Source organism: Luteirhabdus pelagi (assembly GCF_016827595.1).
Taxonomy (GTDB): domain Bacteria; phylum Bacteroidota; class Bacteroidia; order Flavobacteriales; family Flavobacteriaceae; genus Luteirhabdus; species Luteirhabdus pelagi.
On the sequence record NZ_JAECMS010000001.1, the window covers coordinates 150,710 to 171,374 of the forward strand.

The 20,665-nt window shown below is 42.4% G+C and carries 20 protein-coding genes; 15 read left to right on the forward strand and 5 right to left on the reverse strand.

The genetic code is table 11. The features are described 5' to 3' along the window. The first annotated feature begins 2 nt into the window (after nt 1-2). The 10 genes from I4Q58_RS00710 to I4Q58_RS00755 all read left to right on the forward strand — a co-directional run bounded on the left by I4Q58_RS00710 (nt 3) and on the right by I4Q58_RS00755 (nt 12,944). The gene (locus tag I4Q58_RS00710) at nt 3-1,274 is read left to right on the forward strand and encodes an adenylosuccinate synthase (protein ID WP_203292733.1); all 1,272 of its coding nucleotides are present in this window, start codon (nt 3-5) and stop codon (nt 1,272-1,274) included. A gap of 111 nt (nt 1,275-1,385) precedes the next feature. Continuing rightward, nucleotides 1,386-3,143 (forward strand): OstA-like protein, encoded by a 1,758-nt coding sequence (locus tag I4Q58_RS00715; protein WP_394369321.1) that lies wholly within the window; start codon nt 1,386-1,388, stop codon nt 3,141-3,143. Nucleotides 3,144-3,146: 3 nt separating this feature from the next. Continuing rightward, nucleotides 3,147-4,346: an aspartate aminotransferase family protein gene (locus I4Q58_RS00720; protein ID WP_203292735.1), complete on the forward strand. Its 1,200-nt coding sequence runs from the start codon at nt 3,147-3,149 to the stop codon at nt 4,344-4,346. A 127-nt stretch (nt 4,347-4,473) separates the two neighbouring features. Continuing rightward, nucleotides 4,474-5,874: a tetratricopeptide repeat protein gene (locus I4Q58_RS00725; protein WP_236002783.1), complete on the forward strand. Its 1,401-nt coding sequence runs from the start codon at nt 4,474-4,476 to the stop codon at nt 5,872-5,874. 38 nt (nt 5,875-5,912) lie between these two features. Next, a complete protein-coding gene (locus I4Q58_RS00730; protein WP_203292737.1) occupies nt 5,913-6,884 on the forward strand; it encodes a DUF368 domain-containing protein in 972 nt (323 codons plus the stop codon). Beyond that, nucleotides 6,885-7,907, forward strand: a complete 1,023-nt coding sequence (locus I4Q58_RS00735) for a DUF368 domain-containing protein (RefSeq protein ID WP_203292740.1) — start codon at nt 6,885-6,887, stop codon at nt 7,905-7,907. It abuts the gene before it with no gap. Beyond that, nucleotides 7,900-8,631, forward strand: coding sequence for a shikimate dehydrogenase family protein (locus tag I4Q58_RS00740; protein ID WP_203292742.1), 732 nt, complete (start codon nt 7,900-7,902; stop codon nt 8,629-8,631). Before I4Q58_RS00735 ends, I4Q58_RS00740 begins: the two co-directional genes overlap by 8 nt. Nucleotides 8,632-8,729: 98 nt before the next feature. After that, a complete protein-coding gene (locus tag I4Q58_RS00745; RefSeq protein ID WP_203292744.1) occupies nt 8,730-10,829 on the forward strand; it encodes a DUF349 domain-containing protein in 2,100 nt (699 codons plus the stop codon). Between the two features lie 2 nt (nt 10,830-10,831). After that, nucleotides 10,832-11,470 (forward strand): class I SAM-dependent methyltransferase, encoded by a 639-nt coding sequence (locus tag I4Q58_RS00750; protein WP_203292746.1) that lies wholly within the window; start codon nt 10,832-10,834, stop codon nt 11,468-11,470. A gap of 49 nt (nt 11,471-11,519) precedes the next feature. Continuing rightward, entirely contained in the window at nt 11,520-12,944 is a 1,425-nt protein-coding gene (locus tag I4Q58_RS00755) for an L-serine ammonia-lyase (protein WP_203292748.1), read from the forward strand. A 21-nt stretch (nt 12,945-12,965) separates the two neighbouring features. On the opposite strand, the gene I4Q58_RS00760 is transcribed toward I4Q58_RS00755, so the two are convergent. Continuing rightward, entirely contained in the window at nt 12,966-13,424 is a 459-nt protein-coding gene (locus tag I4Q58_RS00760; RefSeq protein ID WP_203292750.1) for a nuclear transport factor 2 family protein, read from the reverse strand. Between the two features lie 65 nt (nt 13,425-13,489). Here I4Q58_RS00760 and panB point away from each other — a divergent pair, with 65 nt between their 5' ends. Beyond that, nucleotides 13,490-14,308, forward strand: a complete 819-nt coding sequence (gene panB / locus I4Q58_RS00765; protein WP_203292752.1) for a 3-methyl-2-oxobutanoate hydroxymethyltransferase — start codon at nt 13,490-13,492, stop codon at nt 14,306-14,308. A gap of 75 nt (nt 14,309-14,383) precedes the next feature. Continuing rightward, nucleotides 14,384-15,019 carry an RluA family pseudouridine synthase gene (locus I4Q58_RS00770; protein WP_236002784.1) on the forward strand — a complete coding sequence of 212 codons (636 nt, stop codon included), beginning with the start codon at nt 14,384-14,386 and terminating at the stop codon, nt 15,017-15,019. On the opposite strand, the gene I4Q58_RS00775 is transcribed toward I4Q58_RS00770, so the two are convergent. From I4Q58_RS00775 to I4Q58_RS00790, 4 genes are read right to left on the reverse strand one after another with little or no spacing between them, the layout of a single operon-like run. Beyond that, nucleotides 15,016-15,669 carry a response regulator transcription factor gene (locus I4Q58_RS00775; protein ID WP_203292754.1) on the reverse strand — a complete coding sequence of 218 codons (654 nt, stop codon included), beginning with the start codon at nt 15,667-15,669 and terminating at the stop codon, nt 15,016-15,018. The two genes, I4Q58_RS00770 and I4Q58_RS00775, sit on opposite strands and share 4 nt — an antisense overlap. Beyond that, the gene (locus I4Q58_RS00780; RefSeq protein ID WP_236002785.1) at nt 15,653-16,438 is read right to left on the reverse strand and encodes a sensor histidine kinase; all 786 of its coding nucleotides are present in this window, start codon (nt 16,436-16,438) and stop codon (nt 15,653-15,655) included. Before I4Q58_RS00780 ends, I4Q58_RS00775 begins: the two co-directional genes overlap by 17 nt. Further along, entirely contained in the window at nt 16,396-17,124 is a 729-nt protein-coding gene (locus I4Q58_RS00785) for a hypothetical protein (protein WP_203292756.1), read from the reverse strand. The genes I4Q58_RS00780 and I4Q58_RS00785 overlap by 43 nt, the downstream gene beginning before the upstream one ends. 12 nt (nt 17,125-17,136) lie before the next feature. Further along, nucleotides 17,137-17,496 carry a hypothetical protein gene (locus I4Q58_RS00790; protein WP_203292758.1) on the reverse strand — a complete coding sequence of 120 codons (360 nt, stop codon included), beginning with the start codon at nt 17,494-17,496 and terminating at the stop codon, nt 17,137-17,139. Between the two features lie 248 nt (nt 17,497-17,744). Between I4Q58_RS00790 and I4Q58_RS00795 the strand changes: the two genes are divergently transcribed. The 3 genes from I4Q58_RS00795 to I4Q58_RS00805 are packed head-to-tail and all read left to right on the forward strand — an operon-like array spanning nt 17,745 to nt 20,648. Continuing rightward, a complete protein-coding gene (locus I4Q58_RS00795) occupies nt 17,745-18,338 on the forward strand; it encodes a DUF4255 domain-containing protein (RefSeq protein WP_203292760.1) in 594 nt (197 codons plus the stop codon). Then, nucleotides 18,335-19,207 (forward strand): hypothetical protein, encoded by an 873-nt coding sequence (locus I4Q58_RS00800; protein ID WP_203292762.1) that lies wholly within the window; start codon nt 18,335-18,337, stop codon nt 19,205-19,207. Before I4Q58_RS00795 ends, I4Q58_RS00800 begins: the two co-directional genes overlap by 4 nt. Before the next feature lie 10 nt (nt 19,208-19,217). Further along, nucleotides 19,218-20,648, forward strand: coding sequence for a phage tail sheath family protein (locus I4Q58_RS00805; protein WP_203292764.1), 1,431 nt, complete (start codon nt 19,218-19,220; stop codon nt 20,646-20,648). Nucleotides 20,649-20,665: the final 17 nt, after the last annotated feature.

The window sequence follows — 20,665 nt, forward strand, 5'->3', positions numbered from 1 at the left end:
ACATGGCAGTAGATTTACTACTCGGACTTCAATGGGGAGACGAGGGAAAAGGAAAAATTGTTGATGTACTCACGCAAAACTATGATATCATTGCGCGCTTTCAAGGAGGACCAAATGCGGGCCATACCTTGGAGTTCGATGGTATCAAGCACGTGTTGCACACCATTCCGAGCGGTATTTTTCACAAAGGTTCCATCAACTTAGTTGGAAATGGTGTGGTAATCGACCCCGTCATCTTTAAAAAGGAATTGGACAACTTGGCCAAGTTCGATCTCGATCTAAAGAAAAAACTGCTCATTTCCCGAAAAGCACATCTAATTCTTCCTACGCACAGATTGTTGGATGCGGCTTCAGAAACAGCCAAAGGAAAGGCCAAGATCGGTTCCACTTTAAAAGGTATCGGACCGACTTACATGGACAAAACCGGACGTAACGGAATCCGTGTGGGCGATTTAGAGTTAAAGGACTGGAAAAAGAAATATCGTGCCTTGGCAAACAAGCACGAAGCAATGATCGATTTCTACAATGTCGACATTCAATACAATCTTGCGGAATTGGAAGCGGAGTTCTTCGAGGCTGTCGCAACACTGAAGACACTTCAGTTTATCGATAGTGAAGAATACCTTCATCAAGCGCAGCGCAACGATAAGACTATTTTGGCAGAAGGCGCTCAAGGGTCGTTGCTCGATATCGATTTTGGAACCTACCCGTTTGTAACTTCCTCTAATACCACTGCCGCTGGAGCTTGTACCGGCTTGGGTGTTTCCCCTGGAAGCATCGGTGAAGTGTTTGGAATTTTTAAGGCGTATACCACGCGTGTGGGAAGCGGCCCCTTCCCTACGGAATTGTTCGACGACTATGGCAAAACCATGGCGAAGGTCGGAAACGAATTTGGTGCTACTACCGGTCGTCCGCGTAGATGTGGTTGGTTAGACCTTGTTGCATTGAAGTATGCGGTTCAAGTGAATGGGGTCACGCAATTGATGATGATGAAAGGCGATGTGTTGAGCGGTTTCGATACGCTGAAAATATGTACGGCTTATCAATATCAAGGGAAAGAAATCGATTACCTACCGTATAATATTGAAGCCGAGAACGTGACACCCATCTATTCTGAAATGAAGGGCTGGAAAGAAGACTTAACGAAAATGACCGAGGCTTCCGAATTTCCGAAGGAATTGAACGATTATATCGAATTCTTGGAAAAGGAATTGGAAGTACCGATCAAGATTGTTTCGGTTGGTCCCGACAGAACGCAGACGATCCATCGATAAGCTTTTGGAAAATCTGACGTTCTATACGTAATGATGTCTGTATTGAAGAAGCTATTTTCTATTTTTTTTGGTGAAAAGAACGTTCCATGTAACCTATGGAGCTTCTTCTGCATTGCCGTTTTCCTACTGTTTTCTGTTGAAGGAATCGCGCAGGATTCAACAAGTACGGCAAAGGTTAATATCCAATCGGGCTATCTTGAAATACGTCCCGAACTTCCCGATGCCGCAATCTATACCAAAGACAATCAAGGACAAGTATATATCGTACATGAAGGGGTTGAAATGTGGTGCGACCAAGCCTTTGTATATCTCAAGGAAAATTTTGTAAAAGCCTACGGAACCGTTCGTATTACACAAGGCGATACCGTTTCTATGAACAGTAATTATGCTGAATATAACGGGAACACCCAATTTGCTTTTGCGAGTGGCGATGTGGTCCTAACAGAACCTAAAACAACACTTCATACCGACACCCTTTACTTCGACCGAGTGAAGCAGCAGGCCTATTATCGTACTGGCGGAACCGTTCGCGATACAGCCAGTACACTTACGAGTCGGATTGGACGCTATTTCGCGGAAAGCAAGAAATACCAGTTTCTCTCCGATGTAAAAATCAAAAATCCGAAGTATACGGTTAATTCACCGCAATTGGATTTCTATTCCGAGTCGGGACATGCCTATCTCTATGGACCATCAACAATAGTTAGCGAAACCAGTACGGTCTACTGTGAACGCGGATATTACGATACCCGAAACGATAAAGGGTATTTTGTGAAAAATTCCCGAGTAGATTACAACAATAGAATTCTGTATGGCGATAGCATCTACTTCAACCGAAATACGAGTTTTGCCTCTGCCACCAATAATATTAAGGTGCTCGATACGGTAAATCGAAGCGTGATTCGCGGTCATTACGCAGAAGTATTCCGCGAACGCGATTCGGTATTCATCACCAAGAGAGCGGTGGCCGTTACGGTTCAGGAAAACGATTCGATTTATGTGCATGCCGATACACTTCAGGTAACGGGCAAACCCGAACACCGCATTATAAAAGGTTTCTATCGTGCGCGCATGTTCAAACCTGGTCAGAATGAAGAACAACCCACCAGCGGAAAGTGTGATTCTATCTATGTGGATCAAAAAATAGGCATCACGAAATTGCTTCGGAATCCAGTCTTGTGGAGTGGTGAAAACCAAATGACAGGCGATACCATTCATATTCTTTCCGATACGGAAACCGAGCAATTGGATACGCTAAAAGTCTTCAACAATGCCTTCTTGATTCAAAAAGATCCTAATGGGTATAATCAGGTGAAGGGCGAACGGCTTATCGGACTTTTCACCAACAATGAACTCGATACCGTCAACATCAACAAAAATGCAGAGGTTATCTACTTCTCCAGAAACGATAAGGAAGAATTGGTCGGTATCAATAATACCGTTTCCAGTAACATTCAACTATACCTAAAAGAACAGCAAATTCGTGGTATTCGCTTTTTAAAACAAGTGGACGGAAAATTATACCCTCCTTCAGAATATCCCGAAAACGCTCGTATTCTACCCGGTTTTGAATGGCGAGGTGAAGAACGACTTCTAGAGGTGAATGATCTCTTCGATGGAAAACCACCTCCCGTATTACCACGGATAAAAGGAATTCCGCTACCAGAAGATGAAGGCGACTTCTTTGAAGAGGATCCAGATAATGAAATGGAAATCCCGGAACAATCAAAATTAAAAAAGGAAGATCTTCAAAATAGAGAAGATGATCCTAAATTCCAGACCCGGGAGAACGATAGCATCCCTGAAGCACCTCCGCCCCCAATACTTGATGACGAGGATGAAGAGGACAATGAAAATGGCGAAGGATAACAAATGAAGGATGATTTTTTAAAATACCAAGCGCAAACAACGCCTCACCCGTTGGGAATGGAGGTTTCGCATGCAGAGGGTAGCTATATTTACGATACCAAGGGAACCAAATACCTAGACTTTGTAGCAGGAGTTTCAGCAAATTCGCTCGGGCACCGGCATCCAAAAGTGGTTTCGGCAATCAAGAAACAACTGGATACCTACATGCACGTCATGGTGTATGGCGAATATGCACAAGATACTGCCGTTCAGCTTACGAAACTTTTGGCAGAACAGCTTCCCGATCCACTCGATACTACCTATTTGGTCAATAGCGGTGCTGAAGCCATCGATGGAAGCATCAAGTTGGCAAGAAGAGCGACGGGACGAACTGAAATCATATATGCACATAATGCCTATCACGGGAACACTTTTGGCGCCTTGAGCATCATGGGGTACGACGAGCGCAAGCAGCCTTTTGAGCCTCTTCTTCCCGACTGTCATCCCCTACGTTTTAATTATGAAGATGATTTGCAAAAAATCACAAAGAAGACGGCTGCCGTGGTGTTAGAAACCATTCAAGGGGGTGCTGGCTTTATTCTTCCGAAAAATGACTATCTGAAAAAAGTTCGTAACCGTTGTGACGAAGTCGGTGCGCTATTGATTCTAGATGAAATTCAACCTGGCTTCGGACGAACGGGAAAGCTGTTTGGCTTTGAACATTTCGATGTCGTTCCAGATATCGTGGTGATGGGCAAAGGTATGGGCGGCGGCATGCCGATTGGGGCATTTACGGCTTCAAACGAAATGATGTCATTGCTAAAGGACAACCCTAAACTTGGTCATATTACAACCTTTGGCGGCCATCCCGTCATTGCAGCGGCCGCGTTGGCAACCTTGAAAGAGATTACCGAAACGAACCTCATGGAGGAAGCGCTTCGGAAGGAAGCACGTATCAGACAGCAACTTCAACATCCGCTTATCCATGATATTCGCGGAAAAGGATTAATGCTCGCAGCCATTGTTAAAGATGGCGATTTGGCATCCGAAATCATCCTTCAATGTCAGGAAAAAGGACTTATCCTCTTTTGGTTATTATTCGAGCCGCGCGCTATCCGTATCACGCCCCCAATAACGGTTTCAGATGCGGAAATCGATGAAGGCTGCCAAATCATCCTCGACGTGTGTCAGTCGCTTCAGAAAAAACAAAAACACAACAACTAATTGATTTTCAGTATTTTAAACCTGTATTCAACTGTTAATAATCCTGTTGACAATAAAAGCGGCATGGGAATTGAACAGGAGATTACATTAGTATCTTTAGAATAGAAGAAACCGCAAATCGTCACGTATGCACCTACCTTCAAACGAACACGAGAATCTTCCCCTTTCTAAATTCGAATCAATGTTGAAGACCAACGATGTCTATTTCTTCGATTCCGAAGAGTTTGAGGATATCATTCAACACTACCTCGAAAATGGAAAGATGTCGCTTGCCAAAAAAGCGACCAAGCTTGGCTTGGAGCAGCATCCAACTGCTACCAACCTGAAGCTATATCGAATTGAGATGCTCATTTTTGAAAATGAATTAGAGGTTGCCGATTCACTTCTAAACGAATTGTACGTTCTTGAACAAAATAACCAGGAGGTGTACATTCAGAAAGCGAACATTCTTTCTAGAAAGGACGACCATAAAAAGGCAATCCAGTTGCTGGAACAAGCCCTGGAATATACCGACGATGAAGCCGATGTATTTTCCCTTATTGGGATGGAATACATGTTCTTGGAAGATTTCGAAAATGCCAAATACTACTTTATGAAGTGTTTGGAAGAAGATGAAACAGACTATTCTGCTCTTTACAACATTATTTATTGCTTCGAGTGCTTAGGCCAGCATGAAGAAGCCATCGACTATTTGAACGATTACCTCAATAAAAATCCATATTGCGAAGTGGCCTGGCATCAGGTTGGAAAGCAATACTTTATGATGAAGGATTTCAAGAAAGCCTTGGCAGCCTTCGATTTTGCGATTATCAGTGACGATCGTTTTATTGGTGCCTATCTTGAAAAAGGGAAAGTATTGGAGCGTTTGAAAAAATACGAAGAAGCGATTGAAAGCTATAGCATTACGCTTGGCTTGGACGATCCTACTTCCTTTGCCCTCTTACGCATTGGTAAATGCTATGAAAAATTGGGCAATAAGGAACTGGCCCTTCAGTTTTATACCAAATGCGTCGAGGAAGATGCATTATTGGATAAAGGATGGATTGCCATTACCGATTTCTATTTGAAGCGCAGAAACTATCAAAAAGCGCTGTATTACATTGAAAAAGCGATCCATATCGATAGTGAAAACGTATTGTACTGGAAACGGTATGCGCGTATCAACTTCCGGCTAAAGCATTATGAGGAGGCAGAACATGGTTACCGCAGAACGCTTGAATTGGGGAATTACGAGCTTTCCACTTGGTTAACGCGTTGTGATCTATTGATTCATTTAGGTGAATTTGAAGCGGCAGTAAACAATCTGTTTCAGGCAGCTGAATTCTACCCAGAGAATGCGGAGATCGAGTTTCGATTGGCGGGATTGTTCTATTATTTGACAGAAGATCGAAAAGCCGAATTCCACTTGAAGAACGGGTTGCGCTACAATGCTGAATTCAGCATCATTATTGAAGAACTTTTCCCAACGGTAAACGAACGGCCTTCCGTGCGAAGAATAATCGCCAAACACAAAAAGCCTTCCTTATAAATTCCGTACTTTTGGGGCTGTTTTAACAAAAAAATAGCATGCCCAAAAGAAATCTACTTCAATATATCTCAGTTGCTGCCAAAGGCATGGCCATGGGTGCTGCCGATGTGGTGCCGGGTGTTTCCGGAGGAACCATCGCATTTATCTCAGGTATCTATGAAGAATTAATCAGTACCATTCATAACATAGACCTTGGTTTCTTCAAAAAATGGAAGAAAGAAGGATTTCGAGCCGCTTGGGACCACTATAATCTCACGTTTTTATTGGCACTTTTCGGAGGTGTCGCTATTAGCATCCTTTCACTAGCAAAAGTCATTACGTGGCTGCTTTCGAATCACCCTATCTTGGTATGGTCTTTCTTTTTTGGATTGGTCATTGCCAGTATTTTGTATGTAGGTAAGCAAATTACCAAATGGAATATAGCCACCGGCGCAGCATTAATACTTGCAGCGGCCATCGCCTACGGAATTACGTTGGCAAAACCGCTAGGGACTGCCGAGAGCACTTGGTTTTTATTCTTTGCTGGCTTTTTAGCCATCATTGCTATGATATTACCCGGCATTAGTGGTGCCTTTATCCTGCTGCTTATCGGTGCGTATACAGGCTTACTCTCTACCCTATCGCAATTAGGTGAAGGAATTTCGAAAATGAATTGGAGCATCCTGTCGGGTGCCCTGATGAAAGTTGGAATTTTTCTTTTAGGAGCCATTACTGGTTTGAAAGTGTTTTCCCGTATCCTCAATTGGATGTTCGATCATTATAAAGATTTAACGCTAGCCATCCTTACAGGGTTTATGATTGGCGCGTTGAACAAGATATGGCCTTGGAAGGAAGTATTGTCGTATCGAACCAATTCGCACGGAGAGGAAGTACCGTTCGTGGAGCGCAGCATCATGCCGACACAATACCCAGAGGATCCCCAAATTCTGTACGCCGTCATCTTTATGATTTTGGGCTTTTTGAGTATTTTTATATTGGAACGCGTAGCCACTTCAAAAACGAAACAATAGATGTACGAAGAACGCTCTTTTGGTGACAAGCTTTGGCTGGTGGTAAAAGGGCTTGCTATGGGAGCCGCTAACAAGGTTCCAGGTGTCTCAGGAGGCGTGGTGGCATTTGTGGCAGGCTTCTATGAAGAATTTATCTATTCCCTTCAAAAGGTAAATCGTAAGGCTTTGGGATTGTTGCTAGACGGTCGATTTAAAAGCTGCTTTCAATATATCAACGGACGGTTTTTAGGATTGCTTATATTAGGCATGATTATCAGCTATTTCAGTGTCTCGAAGGTATTGGATTATCTTTTGGTTCATTATGAATTGTTTGTCTGGAGTGCCTTCTTTGGAATGATTATCGGCTCTATTTACTACCTCAGCAAGGATTTCGGTGAATGGAACCGAAGGTACATTGCCTGGCTCCTAATGGGTGTAATAGCAGGCGTTAGTATTAGCTTTCTGGAACCTGCCAAAGAGAACAGTCACTTGCTTTTCGTTTTCTTCTGCGGCATCATCGGAGTTTCCGGTATGACCCTCCCTGGATTGTCAGGCTCGTTTATCTTGATCTTATTGGGAAACTATGTGTTGCTGTTAGTGGACTCGGTGAATGCGCTGTACGATACCATTGCAGACCTATTTGTTGCCGATTTCAGTTTCTTGAGTAACACTGAACGAGTAGAGCTGTTGAAAATATTGGCCGTATTCGCATTGGGTTCTTTGACTGGCTTGGTATCCCTATCCCATTTATTGGGCTATGTGTTGAAGCATTACAAAAAAACAACCTACGCGGTTATCATCGGATTTATTTCAGGCTCCTTAGGTGTGGTATGGCCTTGGAAGGAAAAAATTTACGATTTGAATGCTGCCGGAAATATTCAATTTGATGCAAACGGTCGTGAAATTATCCGCGGATACGATAGGTATTGGCCATCAGAATTTTCTCTCGAAACGGGTATGGCTATTCTTTTTATTTTTGTGGGAATCATCTTGGTATTAAGCCTGGATTGGTATCAAAAATTGAGGACACACAAACATGGCTAAATACGGACTAGTAGGTCGCGACATAGCATATTCTTTCTCGAAAACGTTCTTCACGGTCAAATTCGAACAGGAAAACAAACCACACTCCTACCACAATTTCGATATTGAATGCATTGAAAAATTAACAGATGTCTTATCCAAGAATCCAGATTTAAAGGGCTTTAACGTTACGATTCCCTTTAAAGAATCCATAATCTCAAAATTAGATCGTGTGGATAAGGAAGCGCAAGAAATCGGGGCAGTTAATACGGTGAAAATTCTACGTGATGGTCGATTAGCAGGATATAATACCGACCATTATGGTTTTGCAAAGGCATTGGCAGATTTCCTTCCCTTAGCTAATAAAAAAGCCCTGATCCTTGGTACGGGAGGTGCTTCGAAAGCAATTCTTTATGTTTTAAAAGCGATGGATATTGAGGCAACCTTGGTTTCGCGTAAAAAGCAAGAGGCTTTTCTCAGCTATCAGGAACTGACAAAATCTATTATGGAAGCTCATTCCCTAATCGTTAACTGTACTCCGTTAGGCACACATCCAAAAGTTGACGAGGCACCGCCCATCCCCTACCATTACATCAATAAGTCGCATTTGCTTTTCGATCTTGTCTATAATCCTAAGTACACCGAATTCATGAAAAGAGGGAGTGTTCAAGGTGCTCGAACGACCAACGGACTCAAAATGTTGGAGTATCAAGCCAAACGCGCTTGGAAAATTTGGCGCCAGTAGAAAATCGAAATTCGCGTTCCGCCTTTGCTGTTTGCTGTGGAGTTAGTATCTTGCCTATTCCGCACAACAAACCGTTTGAACCCTTAACATAGCGTATTATGTCTGACGAGAAAACAACTCCATCTGAAGAGGAAAAAAAGCCCACTGAAACGTCCTCTGAACAAAACCAAAACAGCTCGCAAGAATCCAATTCTTCCAACGAGAAAGAAACCAATGATGGTATCGAAAAAGCCATGCTTGCCGAATCGGAAGCGGTAGCCGAAGGAAAGAAAAAGGATCCGGATATGCCCGAGGGTGCTAGCGAAGAGGATATCGCGGAAAAGGAAGCCAAGGATGAGGAAAAGAAGAAATCGGCTTCAGAAAAGGACGTGAAAGAAGATACCAAAAAGTCCGATGGTGATGAAGACGAAGGTGAAGACGAGGAAGAGATCGAATCCTCAGACGATGAAGAAGCCGATGAACATGACGAAGAGGAGGAATCGAAGGACTACAGTACCTTTTCAAAAAAGCAGTTGATCGCGGAGTTTAAAAACTTACTTCAAAATAAACCGGTTCAAAAAATCAAGAATGATGTTGATGAAATCCGAAATGAATTCAACAACCAGTTTCAAGAACTTCAAGATCAGAAGAAAGAGGAGTTTCTAGCAGAAGGTGGGAATATAATCGACTTTCACTTCACCACACCGCTTAAAAAAGAATTCAACTCGCTTTATTTCGATTATAAGGAAAAGCGAAATAATTATTACAAAAGCCTTAAAAAAGACCTTCACGCCAATCTCAAAAAGCGCGAAGAGTTAATTGAGGAATTGAAAGGCTTATTGAATGCCGAGGAAAACATCAATTCTACTTATAACCATTTCAAGGATATTCAGGAACGATGGCATACCGCCGGGCCTATTCCGAGAGACAAGTACAATCTAACATGGAACACCTACCGTCACCATGTTGAAAACTTCTACGACTTCCTTCACCTAAACCGGGAATTTAGAGACCTCGATTTTAAGCATAACCTAGAACAGAAAATTAGGCTTATTACCCGTGCCGAGGAATTGGCGCAGGAAAAGAACATGAACAAGGCCTTCCGCGAGCTTCAGATGTTACACAAAATGTGGAAGGAAGACGTTGGGCCGGTGGCCAAGGAATATCGCGACGAAGTTTGGGAGAAGTTTAGCGCCGCTACCAAGATTATTCATGATAAGCGCTCAGAATATCTAAAAGAACAGGAGAAAGAATACGAAGCGAATGTCGGAAAGAAAGAAGAACTGATTTCACAGATTCAGCAATATGCTGAAAGCACCAAAGACAATCACCATGCATGGCAAAATGCCATCAAAAAGGTACAGGAGCTTCGTGACCAATTTTTCGCCTTGGGTAGGGTACCACGGTCCGAGAACAAACGGATTTGGAACGCTTTCAAGGATGCTACCCGAACTTTCAACAGAACCAAGAATGCGTTTTACAAAAATCAGAAAAAGCAGCAGTACGAAAACCTGGAAAAGAAGCGGGAACTGGTTAAAATTGCAGAGGAAAATCGCGATAGCGACGATTTTGATGCGGTGACTCCCTTAATGAAGAAAATTCAGAGCGATTGGAAGAAAATCGGACATGTCCCGCGAAAGCATAGCGACAAGCTTTGGAAACAGTTTAAGGCAGCCTGTAACAATTATTTCGATCGCTTACATGCCAAGCAAGACAAGGCAAAGGAAGGTGAAAAAGAAAACCTTCAGGAGAAAGAAGCGTTTTTGGAAACACTTTCCAATTTGGAGCTTTCAGGTGACCATGACAAGGATTTAGCGTTGTTGAAAGAGAAGATTTCGGAGTGGAAGAAAATGGGGCGTGTGCCGTACAAGAAGCGCGACATCGAAAAAACTTTCAACAAAAAATTGGATGAGCTTTTCAGCAAATTGGATGTTGGGAAAAAAGAGGCAGAGCTTATCAAGTTCGATAATAAGTTGAATACACTTGCCAACCGCGAAGATGAGCGCAAGCTAAAGAACGAACACTTCTTCATTTCCAAAAAGATTGAGGAAACCAAAGGGGAGATCCGTCAGTTGGAGAACAACTTAGGCTTCTTTCAGCATGTAGACGATGACAACCCATTGGTGAAAGAGGTTCATAAGAATATCGCACGTCATAAGGAACAACTAGAGGTCTGGAAGGCAAAGCTGAAGAAGATCAAGTCGGTTCGCGATGTCTAAGGATGCCAACCTGTTTGCTCTGTCATAGCGATCAAACACAGCGAATTCCCTCTGGAACTGAACGAGCGTATTCGCAATGCTTCACTTGTGGACTAATCTTTATGCACCCGGAGGATTTTCCTTCGTCTTCAGAAGAAGAATATCGGTATACCACCCATAACAATGATATCGAGGACGAGCGATACCAAAGGTTTGTCGCTCCAATTGTGGATCTTGTGATCGAGGACTTTTCACCTAAAAACACCATGGGTTTAGATTATGGTGCTGGCACCGGTCCCGTGATTACAAAGCTTTTGTCGGATCAAGGCTACCAGTTGGAATTATACGACCCATACTTTCACCCAAACTCTTCCACTCTTAAAAAAAAATACGATTATATCGTTTGCTGTGAAGTGGTAGAGCATTTTCATACGCCAGATGCAGAATTTCAACGGTTGTTTTCCTTATTGAAGAAAGGCGGTCGGTTATATTGTATGACCGATTTTCTTGAAGAAGACCAGCTCTTTTCCGAATGGTACTATAAAAATGATGAAACGCACGTGGCGTTTTTCAACCCAAGCAGTTTGCAATGGATCAAAAACCACTTCGGATTTTCACATGTTGAAAAAAAGGGACGTCTTGTTGTGTTTTCGAAACAATAAACTTGGCGTTTGTACTGCGGACGCTTACATTTGTGACAATTGAATTGCTATGGAAAGTATCAGTGTCTTCGATATGCTTAAAATTGGTGTTGGACCTTCGAGTTCGCACACCTTGGGTCCGTGGGTTGCGGCCGCACGATGGATTGAAAAATTGAAAAAATCGGGTCGTTTTGATACTATTGAAAGAGTAAGCGTAAACCTATACGGCTCTCTTTCCCTAACTGGTAAAGGCCACGCTACCGATACAGCTGTTATTTTAGGTCTTATGGGAACCGATCCTGTTACCTACCCTATTGAAAATATTGAAGACGATATCGCAAGTATTGAAAAGCATCATTCTTTAGCGCTAAATTCTGAACTGGAAATTCCGTTTCATCCAAAGGAGGATATAAAATTCAACCGAAAGTTTTTGGACTTTCACCCCAATGGAATCACTTTCAACGCCTTTTTGAAGGACGGCAAGAAGCTTTCCGATACCTATTACAGCATTGGTGGAGGATTTGTGGTGCAACGCGAACGGAAGCGTAAGAAGAAGAAACTGGAGAAGTTTTCCCATTTTCCCTTTCCTACCCAAACGGCTACAGAATTATTGGAATATTGCAAAAAGGAAAATAAACCGATCTCCCAAATCGTATTGGCGAACGAAAAGTCACTCAGAGATGATGCTGAAATCGACTCGAAATTACAAGCTATATGGGATGTGATGCTCGATAGTATGTATATCGGATGTCATACGGAAGGCGTCTTACCAGGTGGGTTGAACGTTCAGCGACGCGCCTTCGAAATGCACAAAAAATTGCTTCCTGAAAAGAATTATGAATCCCCAACAGAATGGATTCGAAGTATCCGTAATACAGAAGTAAAGTTTCGTCAGATTTTAAAATGGGTTTCTTGCTTTGCCTTGGCGGTAAATGAGGTAAATGCTTCACTGGGAAGAGTGGTCACGGCCCCAACAAATGGTAGTGCGGGCGTTATTCCATCGGTGTTGATGTATTATCTTGTTATTGAAAACCATGATGGCAACTTCGAGGACATCAAACGCTTTCTGGTAACGGCAGGTGAAATTGGCAGCCTTTTCAAAAAAGGTGCTACCATTAGTGCCGCGATGGGTGGGTGTCAGGCCGAAATTGGTGTTTCTTCAGCTATGGCCGCAGGAGCGTTGACCGAATTGATGGGTGGAACTCCAGAACAATGCTTGATGGCTTCAGAGATAGCTATGGAGCATCATCTTGGCCTTACCTGCGATCCGGTTGCCGGCTTAGTACAAGTGCCGTGTATCGAACGGAATGCCATGGGAGCCATTAAGGCAATCAATGCCTGTGAAATAGCCTTGGATGGCGATCCCTCAAAAGCGAAGGTACCATTGGATAAGGTAATCGCCACCATGTGGGAAACGGCAAAGGATATGACTTCAAAGTATAAGGAAACCAGTGAAGGAGGTTTAGCGGTACAGGTTAATTTAAGCGACTGCTAGATACCACTTTACTACTCCTGATTATTTGCAATCTTCTCTTCTTCTAGAATCAATAAGGTGAATTATTTTCCATCCATCCGGAAGTTTGGCCAAGGTAAAGGCATTGGAACCGCAGTGACTAAAATTTCCATTCAACCAAAATTCATAGGGTGTCCAAACATGCGCCAGATTTCCATCTATTTGAACACTGTAATCCAAAAGCTTTTCTTCCCATTTCTGGTCTGATGGTCGATTGGCAATAGCCTTCAACAAATCGTCGATAGTTCCGTCAGATAGTGAAGGTTTTCCATCGCTATTCGTATGGGCGGTTAAAAGTGAAACGTTTTCAGCTAACACCGACTTCATCTGAAGCGTATCGCCAGCATGAAACCCTTCAAAAAATGTATCGATTAAGGCCTTTGCGTTTTCTTCTGAAAATTGCTCCTGAGCGAGACTATTCAACGCAAATAAAATTGATAGTAAAAAAATAACTCGTGTCATAGGTTGTATTCTTTAGTGATGCTTAAAATTAGTACTTTTACGTTCCTAATTGTTACAAAAACTATATGTCGGTTGCAAAACGAGAATATAAACGAATAACGACCAAGACCTTGGTCGATATGAAGAAGAATGGCGAAAAGATCTCCATGCTTACTGCCTACGACTATACCATGGCAAAAATTGTGGATTCTGCAGGTGTAGATGTAATCTTGGTTGGCGATTCGGCTTCTAACGTGATGGCGGGTCATGAAACTACGCTACCCATTACCTTAGACCAAATGATTTATCACGCCACTTCGGTGGTCCGCGCCATCGAGCGAAGTCTAGTGGTGGTCGATATTCCCTTTGGAAGCTATCAAAGCGACCCAAAAGAGGCCTTGCGCTCTGCCATTCGTATCATGAAGGAAAGCGGCGGACATGCTATTAAAATTGAAGGCGGTAAAGAAATAAAGGATTCCGCAAAGCGAATTCTAAATGCTGGGATTCCGGTAATGGGTCACTTAGGACTTACCCCGCAATCTATCTACAAGTTTGGAACCTATACCGTACGTGCGAAGGAAGAAGAAGAAGCCGAAAAATTGAAGTCGGATGCCAAGTTGCTTGAAAAAATTGGCTGTTTTGCCGTGGTGCTGGAAAAGGTACCTGCTTCACTTGCTGCGGAAGTAGCCAAGGAATTGACGATTCCGGTCATCGGAATTGGAGCGGGTAATGGCGTAGACGGACAAGTATTGGTTACGCATGATATGGTAGGAATGACGCACGAATTCAATCCACGTTTTTTACGCCGCTACTTAGACCTATATGCTGAAATGACCGGTGCGTTCCGACAGTATATCGACGATGTGAAGAGTGGCGACTTCCCGAATGATAAGGAACAATATTAAGGTTCTATCATCGCACGCGAAAAGGAACATAGTGATAAAAATAATCTTCGAGTTTTATTTGAAGACAATCATTTATTGATTGTTAACAAACGTCCTGGCGACTTGGTACAGGGCGATAAAACGGGTGACAAGTCTTTAGCGGAAGTCGTTAAATCGTATATCGCCGAGAAATACAATAAACCGGGTGCGGTTTATTTGGGCGTTGTGCATCGCTTGGATCGCCCTACGAGTGGTGTGGTAGTGTTTGCAAGGACTTCAAAAGCCCTATCGCGATTGAATAAGCTTTTTGCCGAACGAGAAACCGAAAAAACCTATTGGGCATTGGTGCAGAACAGACCGCCGAAGGACTTCGATCGTTTGGAACATTTTCTTCAACGCAATCCAAAACAGAATAAATCCTATTCGCATTTAAAGGAAGTTCTGAATAGCAAAAAAGGTATACTTCACTATAAAATTAAAAAGGAACTGGATCGCTATTATTTGTTGGAGATTCAACTAGAAACAGGGCGTCACCATCAAATTCGTTCCCAACTTTCCGCTATTGGTTGTCCGATTAAAGGTGACTTAAAATACGGCTACGACCGTAGCAATCCTGACGGAAGTATTCACTTACATGCGCGTTCGCTGAAATTTGTTCATCCAGTCCGAAAAGAGCCGCTGCACATTGTGGCGCCACCACCCGATGATGTATTGTGGAATGCCTGTCTCTAGAATTCGATTAGCCCATTTTTTAACGCGTACATTACCAATCCTACCCTATTCTTCACTTCTAGTCGATTAAAAAGTTCATGTCGATAGCCATCGATGGTTTTGGGACTTAGGTTCATTTCGGAAGCAATCTGCGAATAGGTCATTTCTGTACTCGCCAATTGCATGAATATCAATTCATTCTCACGAAAATCATCTTTGTCCGGTTTTGCAGGTTGGTGAAGGGAATGTAGTAGGTGTTCGGCCACCTTTTCTGTGTGATAAAAGCCTTTATGTATGACTTCTTCCAGCGCTACTTTTAGTTTATCTGGATGAATGTCCTTTAGCAAATAACCATTCGCTCCTAGACGAAGCATGCGAAGTATGGTATTTTCATCATCCTCCATAGACAGTGCCAAAATCTTAATATCGGGATGGTGCTCCTGAAGCCAGGAAGCCGTTTCGAAGCCATCCATTACCGGCATTTTGATGTCGAGAAGGATAATTTTAGGGAGCTGTTCGGCAGTTTCTAATTTTTGCTGTAAATCTTTTCCATTGGTTGCCTGAAACTGAACCGTAAAAGATTCATAGGAATTCACCAATTTAGACAAAGAACTCGCAAAGAGAAAGTGATCATCTACAATTGCAATGGGATAGTTAGCGGTTTGTTTCATCTTTATAGGGATACGTTAGCGATAGTTTTGTTCCTTGATTAGGAATTGAGGTTAGGGAATAGGAAGCATTTAACAGTTGTGCTCTGCTCTGCATCGTTTCCATTCCAGAATTCAGGGAGATTTTGGAAGTATCGAACCCAACACCGTTGTCGGCTGCCATAATTTCCAGGTTTTGAGGCGTAAATTTCAAGTGTATCGATAGCGTTGTTGCCTTCGCGTGTTTCAGGGTATTATTCGAAAATTCCTGAAGGATTCGAAAAATAATAATTTCATCCACTCCAGGTAGCGAAACCTCTTCACCTTCAACCATAAAAGTCGTTTTCAAAAAATTAAGTCGATCGTAACGCTCTAGTTCAACTTCTAGCGAAGGGACCAAGCCATTTTTCGAAATAACGTCGTTATTAAGCGTTTTAGATAAGTTTCGCACCTCTTTCACCGTATCCTTCACGATACCTCTAGTTTCATTCAAAGGTTGTTGGAATTCGGAGGGAAGAATTCCATGCAGCATGTTAAGCTGGATATTGGTCACAGACAATAACTGCCCAATATTGTCATGTAGTTCCCAGGCGATATTTTTGAGGGTTTGCTCTTGAATTTCAACCTTCGTACGGGAAATTTCTTCCTCGTAGGCTGCTTTTTGAGCTAATTGATTCAGCAGTAGCTTGTTCTTTCTCCTCTGAAAGGTAATAAAAAGGACAATTACTACACCTATAGCAAAAACAAGGACTATAATAAAATAGAGGATGAGGAGTCTTTCTTCCTTCGACATAATAGAAAACCTATTGCATAGGTTAAATATACCAATACATTCGTAATTAGCATTAGCATGCGATATAAATCAACAAATTCTGCTCCCTTTTCTTCGTTAAAATAATTGCTATATATAAATAAAGGGGTATGTGTAATATGTAGGAGTATTGCCCCAATAGAAATATAGAACGGAAGATGGTGGGTAAACTCGAGTATATCGTTACTGTTCAATAAATGATAATAATATAATCCTATAGAAAATAACACCAGTACTGTTCCGCCGATACTTGAAAATGCGGTATAGGCATTAAAGTAGATATCTGGGTGGGTATAGAGATTCGCTACTTCCAAAATTGTGAATAGTACCATACCGGCAAGTAAAACATTCTTTAGCATACGATGTGCCAACTGCCTTCTGAAGTATTCACAATACACTATTATAGCAACAATATTATAAATATTGTACAACCAAAAGTTTCGTACGAAAGGGGTGTTTTCAACAAATGAAAAATAGTTGTATTCAGAGAAATAAGCCAATGCAGCATAACTACCTACTATTTCCACAAAAGCAGTTAAACATAGGAAATAAACGATAAGTTTTGCTGCATTGGATCTAGCACCGCTTTTCAGATAGAAAATCCCTAAAAGAGCAGCGGCAATCTCTAAGAGCGTTACTGGTCCCGTAAAAATTAGATATTCACTCAAATCAGAATCGTATTACTCATACTTTTTTGGAGGCCATCCTCCGCCATTTTGATTGAAAGCATCAATCGTATAGATATTCGCAGAGTCCTTATCGTCTGTTTCTGAAGGACACATAAAGACGGTAGCACGATGCGACTTAGAATCGTTATACGCTGCAAAATATAATCGAACTCCTGGATTGGCAATACCTTGTTTGGTTGCCTGATCCTCCACATAATCTAAATATTCTCGTAATTCGTCAATGTTGTAGGTGAATTCGAACGTATCCGGACCGCCCAGAGCGCTTTCGATATCGGCTCCTCTTGAATCGTTCCAGTTCTTCTGAATTGCCTTCGCATCGGCTACACTAATACATTTCGCTGGTTTCGCCATAATTGATTTTTTTTAAAGTTACATAGTTAGTTATCAACGAAAGTAAAACTTTTGCGGGCAATGTTGAAGTATTCATCTCAAAAACAGGCAAAACCCCTTTTTCATACATGGGGTTTTTCCCCTAATCCAAACCGTGTTGCACCTCAAAAACTTGGAGCAAAAGCAGAACATCATTCTAGTTAATAAACTGTTAAACAAGCCTTTGTTAGATTGTAGCTTTGGGTAATCAAAATAGTTATCCAGACCCCATGCTTTACGAAGTGTTAGAAATATTGAAGAATCAAAGCGCGAAATTCCTCGAAGATAAAGGGGAAGGTACCGACTTAGTACTACTTGCCAACGGAGCGCTGATGGATGATCCAAATCAGAATGCACTACAGGATAAAATATTGCTTTCCCTATTGAATATCGAAGAAGAAATCGTTCTCAAAAACAAACCCAACACACGGGTAGAGAATGGTATTACAAAATATAAGAACAAGGCGGTCCACCTAAATACGTATGTCATGTTTGCTGCGAATAGAAATGGATACGACAAATCATTATTGGCTTTATCCTACATTCTTCAGTTTTTTCAGGGAAAAAAAGTGTTCACCCAAACCAATACGCCCCTTTTGGCCGATGGGGGCAAATTAGACCATATCTCGGAGTTCCATTTTACTGTCCAATTGTACACGCCCAGTTTTGAGCAACTCAATTATGTCTGGGGAATGATGGGCGGAAAATCACGTCCCTGCGCGCTTTACAAACTGAGTATTATTAAGGTAGAGCGAAATGTCCTTAAAGGCACAGGTCCTGCCATCACTGAAATCAACGGAGAACTTAACCATATACTATCATGAGTTTTTCCATTATATATAAGAAGTTATGTGACGTAAACCTCTATCACGAATATTTTCTGAACGATGGTGTTACATCTTTCGATGATTCGCCAACGCTGAAAGAGCAACAATTATCCAAATACGATTTTCGTGAGTTTATGGGCGTGATGCCTTCTGAAGCCACCCACACTCTATTAAATGGGCATCGCATAATCTTCAAGCCAACCGAAAAAGGCTTCACGTTGCTGATTCAGGTAGAAGAAGTTACGCCCAACAGTGGAAACTTCACCCCAAAAATACCGCTTGAACCCGATATAAAATTGGAATTTCTCCTTTACATCAACGATTTCATCTTTGAAAACTATTCTACGGTTTCTGCCATACCGCAAAAGCCCTTCTATTTTTCAAACAAAAAACCAGCCTCGGAAGGTAACAGCTTTAAATACATCGATCTTGAAACGACTAAAACACCTATTTCAGATTATACCATCAGCCAAACGACATGGGACGCCCTAAAAGTGGGGTTCACGGAAAAAGAGCGTCTCAGTCTGTTTGGCGTTATTTCCTTGGAAATGCAAGGAGACGATACAACTGGGTATGATGGCAATACTAGAAACATTCTTACAAATGGAAATCCGCCGCTTTTAACTCCCAAAACTTTTAAGCTTCACTTCCATAACCGAAGTACCGTTTGGCACTATAAAAATGCACTCGACAATACCCTGGTGCATTCTACCGACCCCACCCAATTACCTCTAGTAAAAAACGGAATCGTTGGCTACACATTCAATAGCGAGCCGCTTCCAGCCGCCGATCCCACACGGATTATTTTCGAGAAGGACGGAAACGGCAATATCATTAAAACAATTTCAGAAATATACATTAACTAAATAGCAAATTATGGCAACATCGTACAAAACACCCGGCGTTTACGTAGAGGAAATATCGACCTTCCCTCCTTCCGTCGCGCAAGTGGAAACCGCAATCCCTGCCTTTGTCGGCTTCACCCAAAAAGCTGAAAAGAATGGTGAAGATCTAACCGACGAACCCACGCGCATTACTTCCCTTTTGGAATACGAGCGTTGGTTCGGTAAAGCCCAAAACGAAACCGGTATAGCCGTATCCATTAAAGATACGGTGAATAGCGGTGCACCGTCAGTAGTCTTGGATAGACAGATAAGCACATCTATCAGCACCCCTAGCCCATTTTTCATGCATTATGCTATGAGGCTATATTTCGATAATGGCGGCGGTCCTTGCTATATCGTTTCAGTAGGCGATTATGCTGGAGGTAGTGTAAGCCAAACGGATTTAGTTGATGGTTTAAACCAATTGGAGAAATTCGATGAACCCACCCTAATCGTCTTTCCAGATGCGATGGCGGTATCGGGAGCTTCCAGCTATTATTCCATGATAAACCAAGCGCTGCAACAGGCACAGAAGCTAAAAGACCGCTTCGTAATCATTGATGCTTTCGGCGATAATGCTGCAAATGTCAGAGGAACTGCCTCGCTCGGAAACGATATCGAATTAATGAAATACGGTGCAGTGTATCACCCATTTCTAAAGACGGTATTCCCGTATGCTTTCCAAAACGATGAAGTGACGATCGATCATCAAGTGATCGATGAAACCAATGCTACTTCAGCAGGATCCTTAGATACCGTAACACTCGATACCGTCAATAATGGCGGTTCTAACGAAGATTTAGCATTGTACAATGCTATCAAGGTGGAATTGGAAAAACTGACCATTACCCTACCGCCTAGCGCTGCTATGGCCGGAATTTATGCACGTGTTGATGCTAACCGTGGCGTTTGGAAGGCTCCTGCCAATGTATCGGTAAGTAGCTGCTTGAAACCAAGCATTCGTATTACCCATGAAGACCAAAAAGATCTGAATGTTCATACATCTGGAAAGTCCATCAATGCCATTCGCTCCTTTGCCGGCAAAGGAATCATGGTGTGGGGGGCTCGTACCTTGGCAGGCAATGACAACGAATGGAAATATGTTCCAGTACGCCGTTTTTTCAATATGGTTGAGGAATCGGTTGAAAAGGCTATTGAAACATTCGTATTCGAACCCAACGACGCCAATACCTGGGTGAAGGTTCGTGCAATGATCGAGAACTTCCTAACCCTTCAATGGCGCGCTGGCGCATTGGCCGGAGCCAAGGCAGAGCAAGCGTTTTTTGTACGGGTTGGATTGGGTGAAACTATGACTGCCGACGATATCCTTAACGGACGAATGAATGTTGAAATCGGAATGGCAGCCGTTCGCCCTGCAGAGTTCATCATCTTGAAATTCTCGCACAAAATGCAGGAAGCATAAGCAGTAACCACTAATCA